Here is a 25,690-nt window from a genome sequence, read left to right on the forward strand (position 1 = left end):
AAAAGATTGATGATTACCAAGACTCTTTTATACAAAACTAGTATAATTAACCTGTCTGTCTTCATGACTATTGAATTAATCATTATAACAACAGGGGGTAAACCAGATGTCCATCAAAAAAATGAGCGCCGTGTTTTTCATACTGCTTCTCACGGCATTTACCGCCGCATGCAGCAGCGAAACGAGCGGCGGCCAGGAAAGCAGCACGGCGAAAGTGAAAATAAAAGAGACGGCATGGGCCGCTTCAGACGATACTGAACATCCGGCCGCGCTGAAAGTAACGGTCACCGTCAAAAATACGGGCAAAGACCCGTTTACCGTCAAAAGCAGCGACTTCTCGCTTTATCAGGATGACGCGAAAACAGCGGCGGCCGATAAGGATGACCAGATGCAGAGCGGCACGCTTCATGCGGGCAAGACAGTGACGGGCAATCTGTACTTCACGGCTGACGAAGGCAAATCATATGAATTGGTATATCAGCCGCAGGCAAAAGACGCGAAGCCTTTATCTTATAAACTGAAAGTCAAAGGCACAGCCTCAAACGCAAAACCTGACCCGGCGGACGCATTATCCGCATACATTGATGTGATGCTGTACGGCAAGCACAATAAAGATTTCACCCGCCTGACCGGTGTAAATGAAAAAATGACGGCCGCCGCATATCAGGAATCGGCGAAAGCCAGCTTTATCGCTTCTGCAGGCATTTCACAAGAACAGGCGGATTCAAAAGCCATTTCCGCTATTATTGACGCCATGTCATCAGCGCTTCGGGATAACACAGAGCTCAAGGTGCATACCAAATCCATGTCAGGCAAAAAAGCCGTCCTTGAAGCAAAAGTGACGCCGCTTGATATGTCTCCGCTTGCGGGCCAGCTGCAAGACCGCGTGCAAGACTATGCCGGAAAGCACCCCGATGCTGATGAAAACGAAATTGTCAGCCACCTGCTTTCTGTCTATCCGGAAGAGTTTATGCGCCTGAAACCGGCTTCTTCTTCCGTAACAAGAGAAATCGAGATGAAGAAAAACGCCCGCGGCCAGTGGTATCTGGATACAGACGCGGATCTGGAAGGATTGACAGAAGCGTTTTTGAAAACGTCCTGACAGCAAGAAAGGAAATAGCGCAGGCTATTTCCTTTTTTTATTTTCACTTGAAGATGTCACTGATATATTGAACCTCATCCTCGGTCAACTGCACATCAAGCGCGCCCAGATTGTGTTTCAGCTGGCTAGGGCGTTTGGCTCCGGGAATGATCGCATCCACCGCCGGCTGCGACAGAAGCCACGCGAGTGCGATATGCGCTGTCTGCGCCCCTTTTTCTTCCGCAACGGACCGAAGCTTATCCACTCGCTCCAGGTTTTGGTGAAAAGCTTCTCCCTGAAACGGCGGCCTGTTCTTTCGGCTGTCCTCAAAGACTGTGTCTTTTGTAAACTTTCCCGTCAGCAAGCCGGAAGCAAGCGGAAAATAAGGAATAAAAGAAATGCCGTTCTTTTCACAATAAGGCAGCAGATCATGCTCCGCCTCACGCTGAATCAGTGAATATTCCGATTGAAAAACCTCTAAATAACCGTCGGCGTTAAACTCCTGCAATTGCCGGAAGCTGAGATTGGACGCGCCGATTGCTCTGATTTTCCCTTCGTCCTTCAGTTCTTTTAGCGTGCCCGCCACTTCGGAGAGCGGTGTTTTGCCGTCAGGGAAGTGGACGTAATACAAATCAATTACGTCTGTTTTCAGCCGCTTCAGGCTGTTTTCCGCCTCACTCCGGAGAAATTCACGGCTGTTGTCCAGCTCGATTTGTCCGTTGACCTCTTTGTGCGCGCCTTTTGACGCAATCACGAGGCTGTCCCGCACGCCGCGCTCTGCAACAACTTCACCGATTAACTCTTCGGAACGCCCCAAACCGTATATAAACGCCGTATCAATAAAATTGACGCCGCCGTCCAACGCTGTGCGGATGAGTTCTTTTCCCGTTTCATCATTAAGATTCGGAAACAGATTATGTCCTCCGACCGCATTAGCGCCAAAACCGATACGCTTTACCCGTAAATCCGTCCTGCCCAGCGTACGTGTCTCATCCATGGCTCAGGCTCCCTTCCTTTTATCGCTCTGTTTAGTATTAGATAACCGGTAAGAATTATCCTGCCCCGAGAGCATTTCTGCAGAAAAAACCTTGAAAAGCATGTGCCCTTCAAGGTTTTTTGGCTGTGTATTAAGATGTCAGAGCTGCGGCGAAGCGTTCGGCTTCATCCGTGAGAGCACCCTCAATTTCCTTATAACGGCTGGAAATCGTTGAGGCGCTGACGCCGTACTTCTTCGCCAGCTTAGCTTGAGAAACGGACGCGCCGTTCAGAGAAATACTGTTTACGTAATATTCGACCGCCGCCGCGAAAGCTTCCGGCTTTCTGATCGTCGGTGTTTTTTTGACACAGAACGTTTTCCACAGGTCAATAACGGCCGGAACCAGCTCAGCCGGGTATTCATCCCCGCTCAGGCCTTTTTCAATAGCGTCCGCCGTTTCCTTCTCCATGTCGTTCGCCCACTCTGTCTGTTTTTCTTCAGCAGCCTGCTCAGGCTCTTCCGCCGTTCCTAAAAGAGCGGCCAGCACAGTGTCGAAGTCCTCCTGCATAAAGCGCTCAGGCGATTTTCCTTCCGCAAGGGCCGGGGCAGCCGCCTTTTTCACTTTGCTGATTAGAGCTTCGGTCCGCTTCACAGGGAAGATCGTAAACTGCATGAAGAACTCCGCTTTTTCCGCTTCGTGGATCGGATAGCCGAGAATCAGGCTTCCCGCCGGCGGAAGATCCTGCTGGCTGACGTCCATTTCCACTTTGAATTGTTTTTTCGTCATCACATCTTCAAAGTGAATCATTCCTTCTTTCACATCTTCAAGCACCATAACGGCAGGTGTCATGCTTTTCCATGATTCAACGATTTCCCGTGTTTTCGGGCGGTTGATGCCGCCGGCTTTTTTCTGAAGATATTCTTCAAAAATCGTCTTGCCGCCTGCCAGCGGACGGAAGAAAATTCCCCAGATGCCGAGGTTGAAGACTCCGATGTCTTTAGTCTGTCTGTCCAGCTCCGTAATGAACTCATGCTGGTTAATAAATGATGATATGCCGTCTCTATGTGCTGTAAAGGCGTACTCCATTAAGCTTTCCTGAATCTGTTTCGCTTCTTTTGCCGCGATGTCTGCCGGAATGGCAGCTTCTTTGCTTCCGCAGCATTTTTTATATTTCTTCCCGCTGCCGCATGGGCAAGGGGCATTTCTTTTCACTTTTCCCACAATAAACCCTCCGAATTCTGATATAACTTTATTATTTTAACAAAAATAACTTCAGAGGGCTTGGTTTACGGCGAAAAAAGAATATGGAAGAAAAAAAGACCCCGGGATATTCTCATTCTCCGGGGGCTTTGAAACTGTTAATTTGTATTTTGTCCGCCGCCGTTCAGACCTTCTTTAATCAGCCCGTTTACTTGGCTGTTCATCAAAAGTCCGATGTGTCCGACACCGTGAATCTGCACGTTTTTCCCGCCGATCAGTCGTGACAGCGGGTTCAGGACGATCAAGTCCGCTGAGCTGTAAATCGATGTATATAAAATCTTTTGGTTCGGATCAGTCCCCGGAAGCGCCCGGTTGGTCACAAGGCCGTTCGCTCCGCCGAGTGTGACGACGTTGGCGATTTTGTCTCCGCCGTCAAGATTTTTAATGTAATAGAGCGTGTTGGCGCCGCCCATGCTGTGCGCGACGATATCGACTTTTTCGCACCTGTTTCACTGAGCACTTTTTTCACGTAATTGGACAGTCTCGGCGCATTGTGTCTGTTGTTCCCGGTTTTGTCTAAGAAATCAATGGCGTACATCTCTTTTCTTGACCAGCCTTGGGATGCCAAGTATGTTTTGATTCCCGCGAAGTTAAAGGACGCCCCGCCGATTCCGTGGACCATGACAACAGGGTTATGCCCTGAGGAGGCTTTCGATACGGTCGGCTGGAAGGCAAATACGGAAATGACGGACAGCATGCAAACTGTAAGAATCGCTAGGATTTTGCTTTTGATTTGTTTCATGAACTTTCCTCCTGCTATGTAATATTTTTGCAATTTTCATTCTATTAGAGAAGGAAAGGAAAAAATAGTGTATTTTTTACTGTTTTCAACAATTGAAAAAGAGGCGAAAAAATGAGAAAGACGCCCCTTTCCCGAAAGCACGCTTATGCTTTAATACGTCATACCGAAAAAGGAGAGAACACCCGGTTCTCTTCTCCTAGTACTCATTGAAATAGGTTTGAATCCGCTTAGGATCATGCGTTTTTGTCAGCGCGAGCATGAGCAGAATCCGCGCTTTTTGAGGGTTGAGAGAGTTTGAAGCTGTCAAATGGTCTTTTTCATACTCTCGATTAGGTGTTACCGCCCCGTTTCCCGTCCTTGTGGAGCGGACGACCGCCAGCCCGCTTTTGACCGACTTTACAGCGCCTTTTAGCGCCGCATCAGACATTGAGCCGTTTCCCGGGCCTGCAAAAATAATGCCTTGCGCCCCTGATTTTACGGCGGCTTCAAAGAGATAGCTTCCGTCATTTTGATAGCCGTATATAATATCGACCTGCGGCAGTTTATCAAGTTTATCTATCTTGAAATCTGTATCCTTCGTATGCTTTCGGGTGATGATGTTATTAAAATAGACGTCATCAGCAATTGTTCCGATATAACCCATTTCTTCCGATTTGAAAGTGTCGGTCGCGGTTGTATTGGTTTTTGTCACATAACGCGCCGAAGCGATTCTGTCATTTAATACGACAAGCGTCCCCTTGCCTTTCGCCTCAGGCGCAGCCGCTGTTTTTACCGCGTTATATAAGTTGGACGGCCCGTCCGCTCCGATCGCCGTGGACGGCCGCATTGCCCCGGCGACAACAACGGGTTTGTCACTCTTGACCGTCAGATTGAGAAAGTAGGCGGTTTCCTCAAGTGTGTCTGTTCCATGTGTAATGACAATGCCGTCTGTATCATCAGACTTGAGCAGCTTGTTTACCCGTTTTGCAAGTTTCAGCAGTGTCTCGTTATTCATATTCTGGCTGCCGATATTCACAACCTGTTCTCCGCTCACATGCGCGGCCTCTTTTATCTCCGGAACGGCCTGAATCAGGGCATCAACTCCGATTGCCCCCGCCCTGTACTCCGTAGCGGACGTCTTTGAAGGAGCAGCGCCTGCAATTGTGCCGCCGGTGGCAAGAATTTTAATATTCGGAAGTCCGTCTTTTTTCGCAGAGGCTGCGGCTGCCATCTGGGGCGGTGTTTCTTTCGTTTGAGGAGATTGGGAGCAGCCGGCCGCGATGAAGAGCAGAGCCGTGATAAATGTAATGAAGGGCATGAATTGTTTTTTCATTCTTTTCTCTCCTTTTCTTTATTTATGAAGATTTTCCTCTCACCGTCAACGCGCTTGTCAGGCAACCTTCCGAAGAAAATAACCGTTAAAAAACCTTGACACCGTCATGCGAAATCAAGATAATAGACCAGTCACTATATTTTAAATTTGTCACAAATCAGTAAGGTGGGAACATTATGAGCTATGGAGATTCTCGTGAAAAAATCCTCGCCGCGGCAACCAGGCTGTTTCAGCTTCAGGGGTATTACGGCACGGGACTGAATCAGATTATTAAAGAAAGCGGTGCGCCGAAAGGTTCTCTTTACTATCATTTTCCGGACGGCAAAGAGCAGCTCGCCATTGAGGCTGTCAATGAAATGAGCCATTATATCCGTATGAAAATAAAAGAAAGCCTTGATGCCTATCCTGATCCTGCGGAAAGCATTCAAGCGTTTTTACAGGACTTATCAAGCCAATTCACATGTCCGGAGAATTTTGAAGGGTTTCCTGTCGGTTTACTGGCTGCCGAGACTGCTTTAAAGAGCGAAAAGCTCCGGCAGGCCTGTCAAAGCGCTTATCAGGAATGGGAGAATCTGTTCGCGGGCAAATTAAGATCAGCTGGTTTTTCTGATGAGAAAGCGGCGGAAATCAGCACTGTTTTAAATGCCATGATAGAAGGCGGCATCATTGTGTCCTTAGCCAAAAAAGACAAAATGCCGATCCTCCATATTTCTAAACAAATCCCCAACCTGCTGAAGACATAAAATACGAGAGACATGTACGTATAGAAAGAGAGGAGAATGATTTTGGAAAACGCTCAGCCTTCCAAACAATATAAAGTCATGCCGATCATGATTTCTTTGCTGACGGCAGGGTTTATCGGCATGTTCAGTGAAACGGCGCTGAATATCGCCCTGACTGATCTGATGAAGGAGCTACATATCACTCCTGCGACCGTCCAGTGGCTGACGACGGGCTATCTGCTCGTTCTCGGTATTCTTGTGCCGGTATCGGGTCTGCTTTTGCAATGGTTTACGACGAGACAGCTGTTCATCGTTTCACTCGCTTTTTCCATTATCGGCACGCTGATTGCAGCGCTTGCGCCGAGCTTTCCGTTTCTTTTGGCGGCAAGAATCGTGCAGGCTTTAGGAACCGGGCTGCTGCTGCCGCTGATGTTTAATACAATCCTCGTCATCTTCCCGCCGCATAAGCGCGGAGCGGCGATGGGGACGATCGGGCTTGTCATTATGTTCGCTCCTGCGATCGGTCCGACATTTTCAGGGCTTGTGCTAGAGCATTTGAACTGGCATTGGATTTTCTGGATTTCCCTGCCGTTTCTTGTGTTGGCTCTTTTATTCGGCATCGCCTACATGCAGAACGTGTCTGACATTACAAAACCGAAAATTGACGTACTTTCCATTATTCTGTCTACGATCGGGTTCGGCGGCATCGTATTCGGATTCAGCAATGCGGGCGAAGGATCAGACGGCTGGTCAAGCCCGACGGTTATCGGTTCGCTCACTGTCGGCGCGATCGCGCTCATCTTATTTTCCATCAGGCAGCTGACAATGAAGCAGCCGATGATGAATCTGCGCGCTTTCCGCTATCCGATGTTTGTTCTCGGTGTCGTGATTGTGTTCATCTGTATGATGGTTATCTTATCGACAATGCTCCTATTGCCTATGTATTTACAAAGCGGACTGATGCTGACGGCGTTTACGTCCGGGCTCATCCTGCTGCCGGGCGGTATTTTAAACGGCTTTATGTCTCCGGTGACGGGGCGTCTGTTTGATAAATACGGGCCGAAGTGGCTTGTCATTCCCGGGTTTGTCATCACGGCAACTGTGCTTTCGTTTTTCTCAAATATTAACGGCGCTTCAACGGCGCTTCTGATTGTCGCGCTTCATACATGCCTGATGATCGGCATTTCCATGATCATGATGCCGGCGCAAACGAACGGCTTAAATCAGCTGCCGCCGGAATTTTACCCGGACGGAACGGCCATTATGAATACGCTCCAGCAGATGGCCGGCGCAATCGGCACTGCGGTGGCGGTCAGCATCATGGCGGCCGGCCAGAAGAATTATATGAGCACCGCGAAAAACCCGAATGATCCTTCCGCATACTCTCACGCGCTGATTGCGGGCGTCCAGCACGCCTTTATCTTCGCGATGATTGTCGCCGTTATCGGCTTGATCAGCGCTTTCTTTATGAAACGGGTCAAAGTGAATCATTCATAAGAAAACAGCAGACTCCCCGGGAGTCTGCTGTTTTTTTTTATATACCGCGCGCTTCAGCCAGTTCATCAATCGCATAGATCAGATCGTCAGCCGTGTTATAGAAATGAGGCGCCAGCCGGATGATTTGTCCGCTGGGTGCGCATACGATGTTTTTCCGCCTCAACAGCGCAGCCGTTTCCGCCGCTTTTTCATCCCGTATGGAAATCATGCCGGGTCTGTCATCGGCAGACGGCGGCCCTGTGAGGTTCAGTCCTTTTTCAGAAGCGTATTCATACGCAAATGCGCTGAGTTTTTTTTACTTCTTGGTGAATGCGGTCTGTGCCGGCATCGTTTAATAGAGATAAAGCCGCCTGTGCCGCATATATGCTGATAAATGCCGGGGTTCCGGTCTCAAAGCGTTTGGCTCCGTCCGCATAAGAAAAACGGGTTAAATCCGGCATCGACGCCCGCTGCTGCCCGAACCATCCGGTGACTTTCGGCTTCAGCCGTTCGGCAAGTTCCTTTCTGACATAAAGAAACGCCGTTCCCGGTATGCCGAGCATATACTTTCTCGCACCCGCGGCCAGCATATCAACTCCCCATTCTTTTACATCAATCGGGATGTGCCCCGCCGATTGATAAGCATCGACAAAAAGAAGCGATCCCTTCTTTGCGGATATCTCGGCAATGCGCTTTATATCCTGGACAAATCCCGACGTATATGACACATGGGGCACACAGGTGAAAAGCGTCTGCTCCGATATGTACGTCTCATACCGCTCTAACGGGATCATTCCATCTTCAGACGGCACGACTGAAAGCTCCATCTCAGTCTGCGCCTTCAAAATGTGGGCGATCGCCGGAAAATCCAATTCCGTATACACCGCCTGTTTCTTTCGGCAATCCGGTAAAGCAGAAACGACGGCAGAGACAGCAGCCGTTACTGAAGGTAAAACGGCGATTTCTTCAGGATGGGCGCCGATCAATTTTGCAAATTCACACCTTGCCTGCTCCGTACGTCCAATGGCTTCTTCCCAGTTTCCGCCATGCTGAAGCAGGCTTTCCTGATAGTCATTGACCGCTTTTGAAACCGGCAGGGCAAGAGCGCTTTGAGAGCAGCTGGCGAGCATCGTATGTGTGCGGAGCACCGGAAATAAAGATCGGTATTGCACCAGAGGCGAATTCAAGACATGTTTCCCCCTTCGGCAGGAATATATGTCCATTATAGAGTATGGTAAAAAGAAAAGGAGGGTTTTATATGGAGAAAAAAGTATTACTGACAGGCTTTGACCCCTTCGGCGGGGAAACGGTCAATCCTTCATGGGAAGCGGTCAAACGGCTGGACGGTTCTCATGAAGGCCCTGCCTCTATCGTATCTGAACAAGTGCCGACCGTTTTTTATAAGTCTCTTGCCGTGCTGCGCGATGCAGTCAAAAAGCATCAGCCTGACATTATCATCTGTGTCGGCCAGGCAGGCGGCAGAATGCAGATCACGCCGGAACGGGTCGCGATCAATCTGAATGAGGCGCGCATACCGGATAACGAAGGAAACCAGCCTGTCGGGGAAAACATTTCTCAAGACGGTCCCGCGGCCTATTGGACCGGCCTTCCGATTAAACGGATCGTTGAGGAAATCAAAAAGGAAGGCATTCCCGCGGCTGTATCCTACACGGCGGGGACGTTTGTATGCAATCATCTCTTTTACGGGCTGATGGATGAAATCGCCTGCCATCATCCGCACATCCGCGGCGGGTTTATACACATCCCGTACATTCCGGAGCAAACCTTGCAGAAGTCTGCGCCGAGCCTCAGCCTGGATCTCGTGACAAAAGCGCTCAAAATCGCCGCGGTGACCGCCGCGGCGCATGAGGACGATATTGAGACCGGCGGAGGCGAACTTCACTAAGCTGCAGACGGCGGCGCCTCGGCCCATTTCTTCCGGTAAACGATGCGGGACAGCGTCACACTGATTTCATAGAGGACGAGCAGCGGAATCATGACGAGAAAGTCAGACATAAAATCCGGCGGCGTAATCAGCACCGAGACGACGATCAGCAAAAAATACGAAAGCTTCCGCGCCTTTGCCAGCCGGGTTGGATTCACGATTCCGAGCCGTGTCAGAAACATGACGGCCAGAGGCATTTCAAACAAAAATCCGAACGGCAATGTAAGATTCAGCATAAAGGTAAAATACTTGTCCGCCGTAAATACCATGTCAAAATGGCCGGCGGATAATTGTGTTAAAAATCCGAGCACAATCGGAAACAGCACAAAATACCCGAAGGAAATTCCGATAATAAACAAAAGCGAAAGCCCCGGAATGTAAAGCAAAGCGGCGCGGCGTTCAAACGGGGTCAAAGCCGGCGCCGTAAAACGCCAGAGCTGAAAGGCCGCAACCGGAATCGCTGCCGTAAGGGCGCATATTCCCGCAATCATCATATACACCCATAAAATCTCGCTCGGCCCTAAAACGGCCAGCCTGTCATCCAAATCCTTGATCAGCCAGTCATAAATATCCTGCACAAACCAGCAGGCGCCGATAAAAAACACGAGAAAGGCGATAACGGTTTTAATGAGACGCTGCCGGACTTCCTCTAAATGCCCGATCAAGTGGGTTTCTTTTTTATCCAATCGTACATCCTCCTTATAGAGAAAGAGGCAGAAGCGGATTCGTCTGCCCCCATGTCAGGATTCAGCCTGCCGTTTTGTCTTTAGCCGTCTGCTTGTCCGGCTCTTCATTTGAGACCAATGTTTTTGCGGCGCTTTTAAATTCAAGCAGCGTGCGGCCGGCGGCACGGCCGATTTCCGGAAGCTTTGAAGGCCCGAAAATGATGAGAGCGATGACGAAAATCAAAATTAACCCGGGAATGCCGATATTTGAAAACATGAGTGCGCCTCCTTATTGTGAGATTTTGGCCCGTTTCTTTCTCATTTGCTTTTCATGCGCATTGTTATGGGCGAAGAAACGATCCTCTTCCACCTCGTTTGACTGCTTTAAACCGCCTGCAACCGCCGCTTGAGAGACCTTCCGAATCCCCGTCTGGTCTTTTTGATAAATGAATGAAGCCCGCGTGGAAACCTCAGCCCCCGGCTCCGTCACGTACGGCACCACTCTGTAATCCGCTCTCCATTGGGCAGGCGTCACCGTACAGCGGACATAGCCGCGGTAATCGTTGAAAAACTTAATATGCGGGTTTTGTTTTAAGATCTGATCCGTATCGGCCCGTTTATCCGCCCCGTTTCCTCCAGATGTAATGGAAGTCCCGACGAATTCGGCTCCGAAAATTTTTGAATTCGTTTGATTAAAATCGGTATGCAGGTTTGACGCCCAGCTTGCATGAACATCACCCGTCAGCACGATGACATTGTTCAGGTTTTTGTTTTTTATAAAATCGATGACCCGCTCCCGCTGAGCCGGGTAGCCGTCCCATGAATCCATGCTGTATATCGGATTGGCGGTTGTTCCGAAATTCCATTGCGCGAAAAAGATTTGCTGCGCCAGCACATTCCACTTCGCTTTTGAGGCGGCTAAATTTTCGAAGAGCCATTGCTCCTGCTCTGTCCCCATCAATGTGCGCTTCGGGTCTCTCCACTCATCAGAAGGCGGCTTATTCCCGTCGCCGTTGGCCTGATCATCTCTGTACTGTCTTGTATCAAGCACATTGAACGATGCTAAATTGCCATAAGAAAATTGCCTGTACAGCCGCATATCAGGACCGTTCGGCAATGACATGCGCCTGAGCGGCATGTGTTCATAATAAGCCTGATAAGCTGCGGCCCTCCTGAGCACAAACGCTTCAACGGATTGGCCTTTTTCAGGGATAACATTGGCATAATTGTTTTCCACCTCATGATCGTCCCACGTCACGACCCACGGAAATGCGGCGTGGGCGGCTTTCAGATTGGCATCAGAGCGGTATTGGGCGTGACGGTTGCGGTAATCTGACAGTGTGTACACTTCGGCGCTGCTGTGCGTCCTGACATTTCCCGTTTTTGACACATACTCGTTCGGTCCGTATTCATAAATGTAATCTCCGAGATGGAATACGAGATCAAGCTTTTCCTTCGCCATATGTTTATACGCCGTATAATAGCCGTGTTCATACTGCTGGCATGAGGCAAATGCAAACGTCATGGCGGATACGTCAGCGCCTGGAGCGGGCAACGTTTTCGTCCGGCCGACGGGACTGAGCTCATGCCCGCTTTTAAACCGGTAATAGTACACTTTATTGGGCTTGAGCCCGTCCGCCTCGACATGGACGGAGTGTCCGAGATTCGGCTTGGCCATTTCCGTTCCGCGTTTGACGATGTGACGGAAATGTTCATCTGTGGCGATTTCCCATTTTACCGGCACGGCCTGCTTCGGCATGCCGCCCCCATTCAGCGGGTCAGGGGCAAGACGCGTCCAGAGAATGACGCTGTCAGACAGCGGGTCGCCGGAAGCTACGCCGAGGGTGAACGGATAGTTTGAAAATTTCGGAGCGGCATTCACTTCAAACGCGCCGATGGATTGCGCGATCGCTAACCCGAGGGAAAGACCGGCGATTTTCCCGGCGCCCTGTATAAATGCGCGGCGGTTAAACGTATTGTTCTGAAAGCTTTTGTTCTCCAATTCCTTGATCCATTCATCTAAACGGCCGTCATGTGTCATGTCAGTTCCCCTTTCGTCTCATTGATCGCCCTTATTATAAAAAAGAAATGTTAAACCGCTATGAAGAAGTGTGAAGGGTTTGTAAGGCTGAAAAATGAACGGCGGGAGACATTTTTCACATTGTTTCGACAAACCTTGCCCCGCCGGAAGAAAACCCCCTCTGTTTCTTTTTGGCTTGTCATCCGTCAAGCGCACTTTTTTCCTATTTTTCTTCACAAAACATTAAAAAAACACCGTTCATTTTAAGAACGGTGCCCCCGGAATTAAAATGTATTGTACACGTTTTCGCACGTCTCACCTGTCGGCTGATAGAAGCAGTGGGATCTGAATCTGGCGACAAACGGCTGGCCATACCAAGTCTGCGGGCAGTTGCCCGGCGGCTTAAAGTACCACAGACTGAACTTAGCCGGCCAAAACCGTTCTCCGTTAATGTTCCTGCGGGCAAGCCTCCGCTCGGATTCACGCGGTCTCTGGTAAAAGTATCCGTGAGTCACCGCTTCAAACGCGTGCGGCTGAAACACCATCTGCCTGATGGTGCGCAGGCCTTTAAAATCAGAACAATTCGCCCGCACCCGATTGATTCCCACATTGCCGACCAAAAGCATTCCCTGCTTCCCTTCGCCTTCCGCTTCCGCCCTGAGCAGCCTTGCCATTAGATCGACATCGGCGCTCGACGCTTTTACGACTGCCATCATGACACCTCCCGTATTTTCTCCTTTCATCATATTCAGCAGCGGCCCAGTGATGACAGCCAAAAGCCAGAAAACAAATGTTCACGAAAAAAGGGTTTATATTTCACGTTATGAGGAAACATACTAACATGATTTCCATAAGGAGGAATTCGAATGGAACACATTAAAGCGCTTGCCATTAAAGGCATTATGACCATCATTATTCTGTATCTGATACTCGGCTTAGGTTTTCGCTTTACATTCGGTGACGTGCTGCTGATGACCATTGTGCTGGGAGCCGTTTCCTACTTTACGGGCGACCTGTACGTGCTTCCGAGATGGAATAATATCACGGCGGCGTCCGCTGATTTCGGAATCGCGTTTCTTGTTGTCTGGCTGATGGGAATGCCGCTGTCCATGGGCATTTCCGGAGGAAGACTGGCGTTTGCCGCTCTCATTTCCGCCGTCATCATCGCCGTCGGAGAATATTTTTTCCATATCTATCTGATGAGAAAAGACTTGGGAGGGTCCCGTTTTTTAGAACCCCGGTCCGAATAATGTAAAAAAGGCCGGATAACGGCCTTCAGCTTGTAGAGAAAATGATGTTTTTTCTGCAAGCTTTTTTGTTTTTTGCTGTTTCTTTACATATGCCCAGCCTTGCTTGGCTGGGTATGCGGCAACCTTCAACATCATTTTGAATAAGATCAGCGGATCAAGTGAGGGGCGGCCTTTATTTTCGCTGCAGTAAGGTTTGACCTTTTCAACGATAAAAAAGAAGTCTATGTACTGATCAATTTTTCGAAGAAGGTGATCCTCTTCAACGAGTTGGTCAAACAGAACGAATACGGCTGTGTTTTGAGAAGCGTCTCTTGTGCGGGTCTTTTATTTTATGACAGGGGAATGGATATTTTAAGGGAAAAATAAAGGCTGTCGAGATTTTCTCGACAGCCTGAGCCCCTTAAAGGGGGCTTTTTATTTGTAAAGTAACGCTTTATACATCTTGATATAACTGATAAACCCTTTTCAGCCTTTTTTCGAGCTGTTCAAAATGAACAAAGCGGGCTTCTCTCAGAAACTCAGTCCCATCAATGAACAAAAGAAGCACGGGGACAGTGAAGACTGAAAATCTGCCGGCTACCTCTTCTACCTCGTCAGCGTCGGTATGCCCCAATTTGATATTCGGAAACTGATCCAATACGTTTCTGAGCTGCGGCAGAACAGCGTGACATACTGTACAGGCAGGTCTTGAAATGTAGATAAAACTGAATTGATGCTGCTTAATAAAATTCTCGATAGAATCTAATGAATGTAAGTCTGTCAGCTCTTTCATCAAAACCCTCCTTCAAATCGGCTCGTCTTTCATGACCAAGCTCATCAATACTCGTACATTCACTATACACATTTATATGGATCATATCCGCTTTTTTGCGATTCAGAGCACCTTAACGTCGTGCTTGAAAAATAAAAGAACAGTTACCGCTTTTCAGTAACTGTTCTTAGATACTTATATTAAAAATGCAAAGCGTAAGCTCCTGAACCGATGAGTGCAACTCCGATGGAGACTGCAATCAGCACCAAGTTATATTCAAAGCCGCCGGCACCGTTCGCAAACCCTTTCGCTCCATGAACTTTTACAATGGCACCTAACATAATGATCGTTATGATAGCAGCTCCAAGCGGGAGGAATACACCTAAAATAAATAAAATTCCGCTTGCGAGTTCCCCGAGACCTGATAAAGCGGCCGCGGCATTGCCTGGTTTAACTCCAATTGACTCGAACCATTGTCCGGTTCCTTTAATTCCGTATCCGCCAAACCAGCCGAATAATTTTTGTGATCCATAAAACAGAAACACCACACCAATCATGATTCGAATAAGTAATAGTCCTGCATCTTCCATTTTTATCTCTCCTCATCTTTGATTTCATCTGATTCTTTGCTGGACGGTACCATCCAGCAATCATCAATTGACTATATGTTTCTTTATTTTTTATGTGTCAAATCAATCTAATTCTCTTACTTCAAACGGCAGCAGCCCTTGTTCAATTTGTGCCCGGTGCGGTTCATACTGCTCAGGGAGCATCAATTTTCCGCCCATTGTTTCTTGTGACTCATCATGGGCAAAGCCCGGCGGATCAGTTGCGATCTCAAATAAGATTTCCCCATGTTCTCTGAAGTAAACCGCATTAAAATAGTTTCTATCCTGAACAGGAGTCACACCATATCCGTGCGCAGCAATGAATCTTTGCCAATCTAATTGATCTTCGTCATCCTGAGCCCGCCAAGCGATGTGATGCACTGTGCCGACACCCATTTGTCCGCGGCCGATCGGCGTTAATTTAAGATCAATCACATTCCCGATATCACCGGCAGAACGATAACGAACGAAGTCTCCTTCCTTGCCGACTCGCTCAAGCCCCATGATGTTTTCTAGCAATTCACCTGTTTTTTCAGGCTGTGCTGATAACAGGGTTGCACCGCCAAAGCCTTTAATGGCAACATCCGGGGTTACATCTCCGAAAGTCCACGTATTGGCCTCCCCTGCTTCTCTTTCCACGATTTCTAAATGCAGGCCATGCGGATCATCAAATTCTATATATTGTTCTCCAAAGCGCTCGATTTTTGTGTATGGCACGTTGAACTTTTCAAGTCTCTTTTCCCAAAACGCCATAGCACCTCTCGGCACGACGTAAGATGTCACGCCAACCTGTCCGTCTCCAATGATGCCTTGACGGGCGTCCGCCCACGGAAAGAATGTGATGATTGTTCCCGGCTTCCCGCCTTCATCCCCAAAATAAAGGTGATACGTACCCGGATCATCAAAATTGACCGTTTGCTTGACCAATCGCAGCCCCAGCACTCCAGCGTAGAAATCAGCATTCTCTTGAGGGTGGCCGACAATTGCTGTAATATGATGGATTCCCATCGTTTTTTTAGCCATTTCTATGCGCTCCTTTACAAATATTTAAATATACTCCACAAACTCATTCACAGGCTTTCGGTAGCCGCGCGGCCTTCTGCTTTCTATTTTTTCTTTCCCGATTGTAATCATCATGACGACCTCAAATTGATCATCTATATTCAAAATCTGTTTCACGGCTTCAGTATCAAACCCTATCATCGGACAGGTGTCCCAGCCTTTTTCCTTAGCACTCAGCATAAACATCATCGCAGAAAGTGAAGCATTTCTTATCGCCTCATCTCTCTTAAACGGTTCTCCCCTGTTTTCATAAAACGAAACGGTGTTTTGAACCATGTGATCATACTCTTGTTTACTTAATACCCCCAGCATCTTCAACCCTTCATAGATGCCAGCCGCTTGCTGATATGCCTGCTTATCCCCTAAAACCAAAAGAACCGCTGATGAGCTGAACACTTTATATTGTCCGTTTGCGGCCTGCTTCAGCTTTTCTTTTACCTCCGGGTCAAGAACCGTCACATATTTTGTATGCTGCAAATTAAAAGCTGATGGAGCCAACGCAACCAATTCAAACATTTCGTTGAGCTCATCTCTTGTGATTGGATGTTCTGGAAGAAAGTTGCTTGCAGATCTTCTTTCATTCACCAGCTGTACAAATTCAGCCATTTCTCTCGCACTCCCCTTTATCTCGAATTCGAGATATTATGGTATAAAAAATCAAATAGCATATGATCAAAAAACGAAACGATCGGCAGGTTCTTATCCTGCACTCTAATTAAATTATCTCGAATTAAAATATCTTGAATTCAAGATAATAATAAAAGATAAATACTCAAATGTCAACAGTTCATTTTTAAATTCAGCGCAATTTTGTTTATGTACTATTTAGCCCTGCTCCAACTTTTTTTCTGTCACCTTATTTATTAGTAAACAGGAAACAACCTTGCTATAGACCCACTCGAAACTGAATTGGTACGATAAGCAAAGTGATTACACAAGAAAGGATACGGAGAGCGAATCAAAAGCGCCCCTATTTTTTTGTGCAGTTTTATAGGAGGAAAAAATGACAAGTGAAAGAGAACAAATAAGCAAAAAAGTTGCTTTGATTGCATTGATAGCCAATCTGATCTTAATGGCAGGAAAGATCTTTTTTGGACTGATAGGCGATAGTGAAGCAGTTTTTGCCGACGGTATACATTCTGCAGCGGATGTCGTGGCTTCAATTGCTGTCCTGGCCGTCATCGGCATTTCTAATAAGCCGCCCGATCAAGACCATCCTTTTGGGCATGGCAAAGCTGAGGTCATCAGCGAAGCGATTGTAGGAATCATATTAGTGCTCGTTTCCGTGTATATTCTGATAGAAGCGATTTCGTCCTTTGTTGAAGGTCCAAGCATCCCGCAATACAGCGCATTGTTTGCGGCTCTGATATCCTACGCGGCTAAGCAGATCTTATATCGTTATTCGATCAAACAAGGGGAAAAATGGAACAGTAAAGCGATTATAGCGATTGCATACGATCATAAAGGCGATATCGTTGCCTCTCTTGCCGCTTTTATCGGCGTCCTATTGGCGATTATCGGGAACACACGCGGATGGTCCTATCTGTTGTACGCCGATGCAATTGCCAGTGTCATCGTGGCGTACCTCATTTTTAAGATTTCAATGGGATTAATCAGGCCGTCTGTTGACGTTCTCATGGAAAAAAGTGTTGATCCCGAACTGATAGAGGAATATAAATCGGTTATTTTGCATTGTCCTCAAGTCAAACGGCTCGATAAAATCCGAGCAAGAGAACACGGCCACTATAAATTGCTTGATGTCCGGTTATCTTTGGATCATGATTTGACGATTAAGCAGGGACACGATATAGCCCGGGAAATCCGAAATGAAATCAAAAGACACTTTTCAGATGTTGAAGAAGTGCTCATCCATGTGAATCCTTATTTTGAAGAATGAAAAAGCAGCTTGTAGAGAAAACGATGTTTTTTCTACAAGCTTTTTTGTTTTGTGCTGTTTCTTTACATATTCGTTTGATTTCACTGATCCATATGCTTTCTGATAAAATGCAGCAGCGTGTTTCCTTGAGCGGTCAATATGACGCCCTTCGCGCCGCACTTCGGACAGGGCACACCTTCTTTCTCCTCGCCGGTTCCTTCACAATGCGGACACGTGAGCTCAAGATCGTCGGTTGCGATCACCATGAATATCCCTCCTTTTTTGATTGTCTGTCCGTCTCCAGTCACTTTCCATGGTCATCACCTCCTTAACAACGCAAAAAAACCCCGTCCATCAAAGGACGAGGTTTTCGCGGTGCCACCTTTATTAACGGCTGAAGAGCCATTCTCTCAAAAAGTACAGAAACTCAGGGTTTCAATACACCTTTCTTGATAACGGGGAAAGAATCCCGGCACCGCCTACTGTCATTTCAGCGCAGCAATTCAGAAGCCCATTCGGCACCGGACGGGGATCGGTTCACAGCGGCCACCGACTCTCTGAACCCCGCGCGCTGATGCGTACTTACTCTTCCTCAGCATTGTTCATCCGTTCTATGATTTTAAAATGTATCATACGCTGTCATCCGGCGGAAGTCAATAACCTTTCGGATCGGACAGGCCGAGCATGTCCCGCGCCATTTGCATATGCTCCTCTTGCCCCGTCTGAAGCGCGAACTTCGCCGTTTCCACAGGGTAAGCGGCCTGCCATTCTGTCACATGCTCCTGCATTTTCGGCCAGACGCGCCCGCCCTCAGCTTCGTAGCTCTTCATCAGCCGTTTTGTTTCTTTTTCTCCTAATATCACTTGATAAAGGACAAAATCCTTGGCCGGATCGGCAACCTTTGCCTCCGTCCAATCGAGGAGACCCGTCACACGCTGATTTTCGCCGATCAAAATATGCGGAGGATGCAAGTCGCCATGGATCAGCGCGGAAAAATCAGGCCAGTACGAGCTGTCATTTATCCACGTTTGCCATCTTTTCCAAAGCTGTTCTGAAACCCCGATTTCTTTTTTTATATGATCCATTGATTCCGCCGCCCTTTGCCTGACGTCATCCGGTTTTATAATTTCAATTCCGGATCTGGAGGCCGCATCCGGGTCTGCCCCGTGCAGCCCGGCTAATGCTGCGGCAAGCGAGCCGACAAAACCGTCTGAAGGCGGCTCGTGTTCCATATTCCAGACATACTGTTTCTTATCCAGATCAATTGCGGCAGCCGGTATTCCGTCCAGTTTCGGATAAGCGATCAGTTCCGGTGTATGAATCCGCCAATCGGGGACTGATACCGTGGCATGGCTGCGGAGAAACGCGAGAACATCGCTTTCTGCAGCCGCTCTTTCGATAACATCGGGACGGCGCGGCTTTCGGAGCACCCATGTCACGCCGTTGTCATCTTCAGCAAATACGACTTGGAAGTCCATACCCGTTTCATTTATGTCCGCCCCTTCATATTTTAACCGTAAGCCATTTTCCTTTGCGATGTTCAAAACGGATTCTATTTCCCTTTGTTTTTTTGTCATCTTGTTTCCCCATTTCCCTTATTGACTGACACAGAGCTTCGCCTTTAGGCGGAGGAGAAAGAGATGTGTGAAGACGCCAAAAAGAGGGCGGCATAATCGCCGCCCCCTCACTATTACTGTCAGGTTCCTTATTCAGGCAGACAATCCCGGTTTCCTCCGCGCTCAAGGCAGAGACTTTGACACTATTTCATTAGTGCGAAAACCGGAATTTGATCAGCCATCAGGATCCCTCCGTTCCTTCTTAGTTAACATTATTTTACACAAAAACCTTATATACGTAAACCCTATTTATCAGCTTACCGGCTGCCTCCGCTGACAAATTTTGATCCTTCACGTAAATCTTTCGCCTCCAAAAAAAAGACGTGAATGAATTTTTTCATATTCACTTTAACCGGAGAAAGCGGCACGGTTTCCTTAGCCTGCATTTCTTTCATTCTCTTGCTGACAGCGGGGAAATCAAAGAATTTCGAGGCGTAATATTCAAATTTGGGGTTTGAAAAATCAGTTGTGCCCAATGAGGCGAAATGGTTTAACGAATGAATGACGGCCCTTCTGATCCGCTGTTCCGAGGCTTTGATTTCTCTGTTAACCTCAGCTTGTGCCGCCGCAGGCCCCAGCTTCCGGATGGCGGCGTTTGTAAACATCTGCTTTAAAGACGGGATGTTTCTTTCCGCCTGTTCATCCTCAAATAAATAGTGAAGGACGGCCATGAGGTCATGCGCCCCGCTTTCTCCCACGATGCCTAATTCCGATAAAAGAAATTTTCCTGTTTCTTTGATTGATTTCTCGCGCACACTCCCTGGCCCGCTTTTTTTCGGCTCATTCCGCTGAATAAGACGGCTTAACGAGTGTTGGATGTCGCCGATCGACGTTTCCAGTTCAATCCGCTCTTTTACTTTTCGCAAAACGGTGACGATCTCGATTTTGTTGATCGGTTTATGGATAAAGTATTCGATGCCGAGAGAATAAGCTTCTCCCACCATTTCCTTTGCCTCCACCTGCGATATCATCACTGCTTTTCCGTTGTACGACCCCTGAAGATGCCGGATCGTCTCAATCCCGTCCCGACCCGGCATCAGCAGATCAATTAATAAAATATCGACTTGTTTGAAATGGAGATAATGCCCTTCAATCTGGCTTCCGTCCTCTGCCTCACCGACGACTTCGCCTAAGTCCTCGTCCTCAATCATCTGTTTTAAAATGGAACGGATCGCCCGGTCATCATCAGCTATAAAAAAACGCATATTATGAGTTCATCCTTTCTGCAATCAAATGCTTCACCGGCAGCTTAATCGTAAATATGACGCCTTTTGGCTTGTTATGAAAGGAAATGTCTCCGTCAAGTTCGGTTACGATTTCCTTCACGTATGAAAGCCCAATGCCCGTTGAAGGTGTGCCGAATTCATCGTATTTGGACGTAAATCCGGGATCATAGATTACCTCTCCGATTTTTTCCGGGATGCCGGGACCGTCATCTTCCGCCTCAAATTCGGCCATCTCCCCCTCAGCCCTGCGCAGCGCGAGGCGGATCTCACCCCTGTCACCCATGGCTTCGACGGCATTGGCGGTCAGGTTATTTAAGATCGACAGGACGGTAAAGACGTGATAATCGGGGTGTTCTCCTTCAATCACGCTTTTGAATTGAATGTCTTTGCCTAAAGATTCGGCGTATTTTTCATTGATGCGGATAACGAGGCCGACCAGATCGGCGGCATTCATGTAATCCCGGAATCTCTCATTTGAAATCAGCTTCGACAGGCCGGCGAATATTCGCTGATTGTCTTTTTTCACTTCATGAATTTCTCCCGCAAGGCGCAGCATTCGGCTCCCGAGATCCCGGTCGTTCCCGCTCATTTCCCGATACAGCTGATAGGATTCTTTCGTCACATGCTCCGTCGTTTTTAACGTTTTTTTCAAATGAATCGTTTCTTCATATAAGTTAGATACAATCATCAGCATGTGCTCATGCTGCTTTCTCGTTTGTTTTTCCCTGACCTGAGATTCGTGCAGCTTCATCACGTTGAAAAAACTCAGCACAATAAATGTGTGAGAAACAGCGATAACCGCGATATCCGCCAGCTTGTCCGGCATCATAATCTGCTTGCCGCCGGAAAACTGAACCGTCATTTCAACGGCATCGGACGCCATTTCAATGAGAAAACCGAGAAACCCGATCATGAGCGGCCGATCCCAAAAAAGCCTGACCTTCAGCACATAAAACAAACAGGCATATGTAAAGTAAAAAAAGAAACTGGGATATTGGCTGAAAAAAGCCGCCGTAAATCCGGCATGCTCTCCTCCCCAGCAAGCCAGGCCGATTCGGAATGCCACAACGGCTGCACCTGTCAACAGCCCTGACAATACCGCCGGCACATGCCGAAGCAGCAGCAGAAAAAAGAAAAAAGCCGGGGCGCCGAAGCTGATCCGATATACCTCATTCAGGGGGTAAAATTTCAGTTCCCCCGCCAGCGGCACGGTGATCAGCATAAGGGCGAAAAGATAGCCGTCTTTTTTCAGTAAATAGTCGAGCCTGATCATAATCACTTCCTTCTTCTGTCTATTTTGAACAAGACCGATACAGTCCGCAAATTTCTTTAGACCCGAATGGCGGGACACTCCGGCTGATTTATAAATCTATCGGCTTATTTTAAGAATGATTTTGTCGTATTTTGTATGATTCTGTAGATGTCATTATACATTAACATGGAACACGCTATTTTTGAAAACGTTTTCCAAGACCGGTTTCCGCTTCGGACAGGCTTGCAATAGAGGAGGAATGTTATGAAAGATATGGTCAGAGAGCGCCTTGAAAAAGAGGAACTGGCTTCACTTTTACAAGATTGGGTCGAGCATTACCGACCGTTTTCCGTCAATGGAAAAAGCGCAAATTATATACCCGCCCTCGGAGAAATCAACGACTCTCAGCTGGGCATTTGCATATTAGAGCCGGATGGCTCAATGATTCATGCCGGTGAATGGAATGTCCCGTTCACATTGCAGAGCATCTCAAAAGTCATCAGCTTTATTGCCGCCTGCATGAACAGAGGCATTTCTTACGTGCTGGATCGTGTGGACGTGGAACCGACGGGTGATGCGTTTAATTCTATCATCCGGCTTGAAATCCATAAACCCGGGAAGCCCTTCAACCCGATGATCAATGCCGGCGCCATTACCGTCGCCTCGCTGCTTCCGGGTGAAACGGCGCATGATAAATTAGAATATCTCTTTTCCGTTTTTGAAAAATTAATAGGGAAACGGCCTCACATTCACGAGGAGGTCTTCCGTTCTGAATGGCAGACCGCGCATCGGAACCGAGCGCTCGCCTATTATTTAAAAGAAACGAACTTTCTCGAGGCGGATGTGGAAGAAACGCTTGAAGTGTATTTAAAGCAGTGTGCCATGGAGAGTACAACCGAGGACATCGCTTTAATCGGATTGATACTTGCCCATGATGGCTACCATCCGATCCGACGGGAACAGGTCATTCCGAAAGATGTCGCGAAACTCGCCAAAGCCCTGATGCTGACGTGCGGGATGTACAATGCGTCAGGCAAATATGCGGCTTTCGTCGGCGTCCCGGCCAAAAGCGGGGTATCCGGCGGCATCATGGCATTGGTTCCCCCAAGCGCCAGAAGAGAGCAGCCTTTTCATAACGGCTGCGGCATCGGCATTTACGGTCCGGCCATTGATGAATACGGCAACAGCCTGACCGGCGGCATGCTGCTGAAACATATCGCACAGGAGTGGGAGCTCAGTATTTTTTAATCAAACGAACCAAGAGGTGATTGGATGCAGGAATTCCTTGAAAATGTAATCGGCTCGGCAAATGATTTTTTATGGTCAAAACTGTTAATCGTACTGCTTCTTTCTCTGGGACTGTTTTTTACGTTCAGATCAAAGGGTCTGCAAGTCCGCATGCTGAAGGAAATGATCCGGGTTTTGAAGGAAGGCGCGGCCGCCCGGACAAAAAACAGCATTTCCCCGTTTCAGGCATTTTGCATCAGTATGGCGGCGCGTGTCGGAACAGGGAATATTACCGGAATCGCCATTGCGATCGCACTCGGCGGTCCGGGCGCTATTTTCTGGATGTGGATTATCGCAGTCATCGGTTCGGCTTCAAGCTTTGTTGAAAGCACGCTGGCCCAAATTTATAAAGTAAAAGATCAAAACGGATTCCGCGGCGGCCCGGCCTATTACATGGAAAAAGGCCTGAAGAAACGCTGGATGGGCGCGCTGTTCGCCGTATTAATCACACTGTCATTCGGGGTTGTTTTTAATTCCGTTCAATCCAATACGATCAGCGTCGCCTTTCAAAACGCATTCGGCACCAGCCGGCTTACATTGGGCATTATTTTAATCTTGGTTTTCGGCGGCGTAATCTTCGGCGGCGTCAAACGAATTGCGAAAATGGCGGAATACATCGTAGTCGTCTTGGCCGTTTTATATATCGGTGTCGCTTTCTTTGTCATTCTGACGAACATCACCCAATTGCCCGGCGTTCTGTCGCTAATCGTAAAAAATGCGTTCGGCATTGATCAGGCAGCGGGCGGCGCTTTAGGTGCGGCCTTGATGCAAGGTGTAAGACGCGGGATTTTCTCAAATGAAGCGGGTATGGGAAGCGCTCCGAACGCGGCGGCGACAGCTACGACGAGCCACCCGGTGAAACAGGGGCTCATTCAGGCATTCGGCGTCCTGACGGATACGCTCGTCATTTGTACAAGCACGGCGCTTATCATTTTATTTTCAGACGCTTATCACCAGCCGGGACTGAGCGGCATCGCGCTTTCTCAGGCTGCCTTGAGCGATCATGTCGGCGCGTGGGCGTCAGGTTTCCTTGCCGTCTTAATGCTTTTGTTCGGCTTCAGCGCTCTGATGGGCAACTATTATTACGGAGAAACCAATATCGGATTTTTAAGCCAGAACAAAAAATGGCTGTTCATTTACCGCATCTGCGTGCTCGGAATGGTACTGTTCGGCTGTATTTCCAAAGTCCAGCTTGTGTGGGATATGGCTGACTTGTTCATGGGCTTAATGGTGGTCGTGAACTTAATCGCGATTTTCCTTCTGTCGAAAAAAGCGTTTGCCGCTTTGAGCGATTATGCCCGGCAAAAGAAAGCCGGAAAGGACCCCGTCTTTTACAGAGATGTGCTCCCTGATGATGACGGGATCGAATGCTGGGAGTATTCAGATATCGCGAAAAGCGCGAAAGGCAAACACATTTCCTAAACAAAAGGTGTTCGGGCAGCGTCCTGAACACCTTTTTTCCGCCGGTTCATTGACAAAGAGAATAGCGTCCATTACCCTTTTTATATATTTTCAGTAAAGTCAGAAAGGAAGGCCTATGAATCCCATTACACAAATATTAAATGAATACCCGGTTATGATCATAGACGGCGCGATGGCAACCGAGCTTGAGCGGATGGGCTGTGATTTACATGACGATCTGTGGTCGGCCAAAATTCTTTTGGAGAGACCCGAACTGATCAAACAGGTGCATGCAGAATATTTTGCCGCCGGCGCTGATTGCGCGATCACCGCCAGTTATCAATCGACAATTGAAGGATTTGCAGCGCACGGCATCCCGGAAACCGAGGCGATACGTCTCATTCAGACATCTGTTGAACTTGCCGCACAAGCACGCGATGAATTTTGGGCGCATGAAGAAAACCGTTTACACCGGCCCAAACCTTTGGTCGCCGCTTCTATCGGACCTTACGGCGCTAGCCTCGCTGACGGCTCTGAATATCGCGGGCATTACGGACTGACGGAAGATGAGCTGATCAGCTTTCACCGCCCCCGGATGAAAGCCCTCATAGAATACGGTGCCGATCTTTTGGCCTGTGAGACCATTCCGTGCCTGTCAGAAGCAAAAGCGATCACAAGGCTGCTGGAGGAATTCCCCGGCACTTATGCATGGATCAGCTTCAGCGCTAAAGACGGACGGCATATCAGCGAAGGCACGCCTATTTCCGAATGCGCGTCCCTGCTTGACTCCTGCAGCCAAATCGCAGCGATCGGCATCAACTGCACACCGATCGAACATATTCCGCCGCTGATAGAAGAAATCAAACGGGCAGCATCCAAACCGATTATCGCCTATCCGAACTCCGGTGAACAATATGACCCGGTGACAAAAACCTGGAAAGGCGCAGCGTGCGAAAACCATTTCGGAAAAAGCGCGCAAAGCTGGTACGAAAACGGCGTGAGCCTGATCGGAGGCTGCTGCCGGACGAAACCCGCGGACATCCAAGCCATTGCCGATTGGGCCAAGACCTTAAAAACAACTTGACTAATCGGAATAGTTTGTATATTCTATTCAAAAAGCCGGTTCGCCGGAATCTCGTGCCGTTCGCCGGCATGAGATTT

Annotated in this window: 24 protein-coding genes, 3 pseudogenes and 1 other annotated feature; of the genes and pseudogenes, 9 read left to right on the forward strand and 18 right to left on the reverse strand. The window is 48.2% G+C overall.

Going from position 1 to position 25,690, the window contains the following annotated elements:
* The first annotated feature begins 106 nt into the window (after positions 1–106).
* Positions 107–1,102 (forward strand): DUF5105 domain-containing protein, encoded by a 996-nt coding sequence (locus MJQ52_RS10060; protein ID WP_191073262.1) that lies wholly within the window; start codon positions 107–109, stop codon positions 1,100–1,102.
* 43 nt (positions 1,103–1,145) lie between these two features.
* Here the strand turns inward: MJQ52_RS10060 and MJQ52_RS10065 are convergent, their stop codons facing one another.
* The 4 genes and pseudogenes from MJQ52_RS10065 to MJQ52_RS10080 form a co-directional block, all read right to left on the reverse strand.
* Positions 1,146–2,078, reverse strand: a complete 933-nt coding sequence (locus tag MJQ52_RS10065) for an aldo/keto reductase (RefSeq protein ID WP_070081327.1) — start codon at positions 2,076–2,078, stop codon at positions 1,146–1,148.
* Between the two features lie 130 nt (positions 2,079–2,208).
* A complete protein-coding gene (locus tag MJQ52_RS10070) occupies positions 2,209–3,279 on the reverse strand; it encodes a helix-turn-helix domain-containing protein (protein ID WP_003156670.1) in 1,071 nt (356 codons plus the stop codon).
* A 137-nt stretch (positions 3,280–3,416) separates the two neighbouring features.
* Positions 3,417–4,060: pseudogene (locus tag MJQ52_RS10075) on the reverse strand (esterase/lipase family protein).
* Between the two features lie 196 nt (positions 4,061–4,256).
* A complete protein-coding gene (locus MJQ52_RS10080) occupies positions 4,257–5,372 on the reverse strand; it encodes a type II asparaginase (RefSeq protein WP_191073261.1) in 1,116 nt (371 codons plus the stop codon).
* Between the two features lie 176 nt (positions 5,373–5,548).
* Between MJQ52_RS10080 and MJQ52_RS10085 the strand changes: the two genes are divergently transcribed.
* Together MJQ52_RS10085 and lmr(B) are read left to right on the forward strand one after the other, a co-directional pair.
* Positions 5,549–6,115: a TetR/AcrR family transcriptional regulator gene (locus tag MJQ52_RS10085; RefSeq protein WP_070081323.1), complete on the forward strand. Its 567-nt coding sequence runs from the start codon at positions 5,549–5,551 to the stop codon at positions 6,113–6,115.
* Positions 6,116–6,151: 36 nt separating this feature from the next.
* Positions 6,152–7,591 (forward strand): lincomycin efflux MFS transporter Lmr(B), encoded by a 1,440-nt coding sequence (lmr(B), locus tag MJQ52_RS10090; protein ID WP_007609218.1) that lies wholly within the window; start codon positions 6,152–6,154, stop codon positions 7,589–7,591.
* 37 nt (positions 7,592–7,628) lie between these two features.
* Here the strand turns inward: lmr(B) and MJQ52_RS10095 are convergent.
* A pseudogene (locus MJQ52_RS10095) lies at positions 7,629–8,757 on the reverse strand (aminotransferase class V-fold PLP-dependent enzyme).
* A 71-nt stretch (positions 8,758–8,828) separates the two neighbouring features.
* On the opposite strand from MJQ52_RS10095, the gene pcp reads away from it, so the two are divergent.
* Positions 8,829–9,476 (forward strand): pyroglutamyl-peptidase I, encoded by a 648-nt coding sequence (pcp, locus tag MJQ52_RS10100; RefSeq protein ID WP_094247270.1) that lies wholly within the window; start codon positions 8,829–8,831, stop codon positions 9,474–9,476.
* Here the strand turns inward: pcp and tatC are convergent.
* From tatC to MJQ52_RS10120, 4 genes are all read right to left on the reverse strand, one after another.
* Positions 9,473–10,201 carry a twin-arginine translocase subunit TatC gene (gene tatC / locus MJQ52_RS10105; RefSeq protein ID WP_094247271.1) on the reverse strand — a complete coding sequence of 243 codons (729 nt, stop codon included), beginning with the start codon at positions 10,199–10,201 and terminating at the stop codon, positions 9,473–9,475. The two genes, pcp and tatC, sit on opposite strands and share 4 nt — an antisense overlap.
* Before the next feature lie 61 nt (positions 10,202–10,262).
* Positions 10,263–10,457, reverse strand: a complete 195-nt coding sequence (locus tag MJQ52_RS10110; RefSeq protein WP_094247272.1) for a twin-arginine translocase TatA/TatE family subunit — start codon at positions 10,455–10,457, stop codon at positions 10,263–10,265.
* Between the two features lie 12 nt (positions 10,458–10,469).
* Complete coding sequence (locus MJQ52_RS10115; protein WP_094247273.1) at positions 10,470–12,221, reverse strand: alkaline phosphatase D family protein; 1,752 nt, start codon at positions 12,219–12,221, stop codon at positions 10,470–10,472.
* Between the two features lie 263 nt (positions 12,222–12,484).
* Positions 12,485–12,913 carry a cell wall hydrolase gene (locus MJQ52_RS10120; RefSeq protein ID WP_003156683.1) on the reverse strand — a complete coding sequence of 143 codons (429 nt, stop codon included), beginning with the start codon at positions 12,911–12,913 and terminating at the stop codon, positions 12,485–12,487.
* Between the two features lie 153 nt (positions 12,914–13,066).
* Between MJQ52_RS10120 and MJQ52_RS10125 the strand changes: the two genes are divergently transcribed.
* The gene (locus tag MJQ52_RS10125; RefSeq protein ID WP_003156684.1) at positions 13,067–13,450 is read left to right on the forward strand and encodes a DUF2512 family protein; all 384 of its coding nucleotides are present in this window, start codon (positions 13,067–13,069) and stop codon (positions 13,448–13,450) included.
* A 129-nt stretch (positions 13,451–13,579) separates the two neighbouring features.
* On the opposite strand, the pseudogene MJQ52_RS10130 reads toward MJQ52_RS10125, so the two are convergent.
* The 5 genes and pseudogenes from MJQ52_RS10130 to MJQ52_RS10150 form a co-directional block, all read right to left on the reverse strand.
* Positions 13,580–13,729: pseudogene (locus MJQ52_RS10130) on the reverse strand (IS5/IS1182 family transposase); the annotation flags it as partial.
* A 154-nt stretch (positions 13,730–13,883) separates the two neighbouring features.
* On the reverse strand, positions 13,884–14,222 hold the full coding sequence (locus MJQ52_RS10135; protein ID WP_052587080.1) for a thioredoxin family protein: 339 nt from the start codon (positions 14,220–14,222) through the stop codon (positions 13,884–13,886).
* Positions 14,223–14,401: 179 nt separating this feature from the next.
* Positions 14,402–14,791, reverse strand: a complete 390-nt coding sequence (locus MJQ52_RS10140; protein ID WP_007609195.1) for a DoxX family protein — start codon at positions 14,789–14,791, stop codon at positions 14,402–14,404.
* A gap of 102 nt (positions 14,792–14,893) precedes the next feature.
* The gene (locus tag MJQ52_RS10145) at positions 14,894–15,832 is read right to left on the reverse strand and encodes a ring-cleaving dioxygenase (protein WP_044053421.1); all 939 of its coding nucleotides are present in this window, start codon (positions 15,830–15,832) and stop codon (positions 14,894–14,896) included.
* A 24-nt stretch (positions 15,833–15,856) separates the two neighbouring features.
* On the reverse strand, positions 15,857–16,477 hold the full coding sequence (locus tag MJQ52_RS10150; RefSeq protein WP_094247274.1) for a nitroreductase family protein: 621 nt from the start codon (positions 16,475–16,477) through the stop codon (positions 15,857–15,859).
* Between the two features lie 397 nt (positions 16,478–16,874).
* Here MJQ52_RS10150 and MJQ52_RS10155 point away from each other — a divergent pair, with 397 nt between their 5' ends.
* Positions 16,875–17,768 (forward strand): cation diffusion facilitator family transporter, encoded by an 894-nt coding sequence (locus MJQ52_RS10155; protein ID WP_094247275.1) that lies wholly within the window; start codon positions 16,875–16,877, stop codon positions 17,766–17,768.
* A gap of 80 nt (positions 17,769–17,848) precedes the next feature.
* On the opposite strand, the gene MJQ52_RS10160 is transcribed toward MJQ52_RS10155, so the two are convergent.
* The 4 genes from MJQ52_RS10160 to MJQ52_RS10175 all read right to left on the reverse strand — a co-directional run bounded on the left by MJQ52_RS10160 (position 17,849) and on the right by MJQ52_RS10175 (position 21,862).
* Positions 17,849–18,013, reverse strand: coding sequence for a tryptophan RNA-binding attenuation protein (locus tag MJQ52_RS10160; protein WP_071392177.1), 165 nt, complete (start codon positions 18,011–18,013; stop codon positions 17,849–17,851).
* Positions 18,014–18,101: 88 nt separating this feature from the next.
* Positions 18,102–18,352, reverse strand: a binding site (T-box leader).
* A gap of 48 nt (positions 18,353–18,400) precedes the next feature.
* Positions 18,401–19,324, reverse strand: a complete 924-nt coding sequence (locus MJQ52_RS10165) for a macrolide 2'-phosphotransferase (RefSeq protein WP_058906536.1) — start codon at positions 19,322–19,324, stop codon at positions 18,401–18,403.
* A 296-nt stretch (positions 19,325–19,620) separates the two neighbouring features.
* Positions 19,621–20,568 carry a DNA-binding domain-containing protein gene (locus tag MJQ52_RS10170; protein ID WP_017419335.1) on the reverse strand — a complete coding sequence of 316 codons (948 nt, stop codon included), beginning with the start codon at positions 20,566–20,568 and terminating at the stop codon, positions 19,621–19,623.
* A 1-nt stretch (position 20,569) separates the two neighbouring features.
* The gene (locus MJQ52_RS10175) at positions 20,570–21,862 is read right to left on the reverse strand and encodes a sensor histidine kinase (RefSeq protein WP_094247276.1); all 1,293 of its coding nucleotides are present in this window, start codon (positions 21,860–21,862) and stop codon (positions 20,570–20,572) included.
* A 243-nt stretch (positions 21,863–22,105) separates the two neighbouring features.
* Between MJQ52_RS10175 and MJQ52_RS10180 the strand changes: the two genes are divergently transcribed.
* The 3 genes from MJQ52_RS10180 (at position 22,106) to mmuM (ending at position 25,613) form a co-directional block, all read left to right on the forward strand.
* Entirely contained in the window at positions 22,106–23,089 is a 984-nt protein-coding gene (locus MJQ52_RS10180) for a glutaminase (RefSeq protein WP_070081313.1), read from the forward strand.
* 24 nt (positions 23,090–23,113) lie between these two features.
* Positions 23,114–24,550, forward strand: coding sequence for an alanine/glycine:cation symporter family protein (locus tag MJQ52_RS10185; RefSeq protein ID WP_003156699.1), 1,437 nt, complete (start codon positions 23,114–23,116; stop codon positions 24,548–24,550).
* A gap of 115 nt (positions 24,551–24,665) precedes the next feature.
* Complete coding sequence (mmuM, locus tag MJQ52_RS10190) at positions 24,666–25,613, forward strand: homocysteine S-methyltransferase (protein WP_094247277.1); 948 nt, start codon at positions 24,666–24,668, stop codon at positions 25,611–25,613.
* Positions 25,614–25,690 lie beyond the last annotated feature (77 nt).

It is taken from the genome of Bacillus sp. jun7 (assembly GCF_051034795.1).
Classification (GTDB): domain Bacteria; phylum Bacillota; class Bacilli; order Bacillales; family Bacillaceae; genus Bacillus; species Bacillus velezensis.

Coding starts and splice junctions, on each gene's coding strand:
- MJQ52_RS10135 (WP_052587080.1), bottom strand. CDS start 14,222: ATGAAAGAGCTGACAGACTTACATTCATTAGATTCTATCGAGAATTTT.
- MJQ52_RS10060 (WP_191073262.1), top strand. CDS start 107: ATGTCCATCAAAAAAATGAGCGCCGTGTTTTTCATACTGCTTCTCACG.
- MJQ52_RS10185 (WP_003156699.1), top strand. CDS start 23,114: ATGCAGGAATTCCTTGAAAATGTAATCGGCTCGGCAAATGATTTTTTA.
- MJQ52_RS10080 (WP_191073261.1), bottom strand. CDS start 5,372: ATGAAAAAACAATTCATGCCCTTCATTACATTTATCACGGCTCTGCTC.
- MJQ52_RS10085 (WP_070081323.1), top strand. CDS start 5,549: ATGAGCTATGGAGATTCTCGTGAAAAAATCCTCGCCGCGGCAACCAGG.
- MJQ52_RS10160 (WP_071392177.1), bottom strand. CDS start 18,013: ATGGTGATCGCAACCGACGATCTTGAGCTCACGTGTCCGCATTGTGAA.
- MJQ52_RS10180 (WP_070081313.1), top strand. CDS start 22,106: ATGAAAGATATGGTCAGAGAGCGCCTTGAAAAAGAGGAACTGGCTTCA.
- MJQ52_RS10155 (WP_094247275.1), top strand. CDS start 16,875: ATGACAAGTGAAAGAGAACAAATAAGCAAAAAAGTTGCTTTGATTGCA.
- pcp (WP_094247270.1), top strand. CDS start 8,829: ATGGAGAAAAAAGTATTACTGACAGGCTTTGACCCCTTCGGCGGGGAA.
- MJQ52_RS10140 (WP_007609195.1), bottom strand. CDS start 14,791: ATGGAAGATGCAGGACTATTACTTATTCGAATCATGATTGGTGTGGTG.
- MJQ52_RS10125 (WP_003156684.1), top strand. CDS start 13,067: ATGGAACACATTAAAGCGCTTGCCATTAAAGGCATTATGACCATCATT.
- MJQ52_RS10110 (WP_094247272.1), bottom strand. CDS start 10,457: ATGTTTTCAAATATCGGCATTCCCGGGTTAATTTTGATTTTCGTCATC.
- MJQ52_RS10175 (WP_094247276.1), bottom strand. CDS start 21,862: ATGATCAGGCTCGACTATTTACTGAAAAAAGACGGCTATCTTTTCGCC.
- MJQ52_RS10120 (WP_003156683.1), bottom strand. CDS start 12,913: ATGGCAGTCGTAAAAGCGTCGAGCGCCGATGTCGATCTAATGGCAAGG.
- mmuM (WP_094247277.1), top strand. CDS start 24,666: ATGAATCCCATTACACAAATATTAAATGAATACCCGGTTATGATCATA.
- MJQ52_RS10065 (WP_070081327.1), bottom strand. CDS start 2,078: ATGGATGAGACACGTACGCTGGGCAGGACGGATTTACGGGTAAAGCGT.
- MJQ52_RS10115 (WP_094247273.1), bottom strand. CDS start 12,221: ATGACACATGACGGCCGTTTAGATGAATGGATCAAGGAATTGGAGAAC.
- MJQ52_RS10145 (WP_044053421.1), bottom strand. CDS start 15,832: ATGGCTAAAAAAACGATGGGAATCCATCATATTACAGCAATTGTCGGC.
- MJQ52_RS10150 (WP_094247274.1), bottom strand. CDS start 16,477: ATGGCTGAATTTGTACAGCTGGTGAATGAAAGAAGATCTGCAAGCAAC.
- MJQ52_RS10165 (WP_058906536.1), bottom strand. CDS start 19,324: ATGACAAAAAAACAAAGGGAAATAGAATCCGTTTTGAACATCGCAAAG.
- MJQ52_RS10170 (WP_017419335.1), bottom strand. CDS start 20,568: ATGCGTTTTTTTATAGCTGATGATGACCGGGCGATCCGTTCCATTTTA.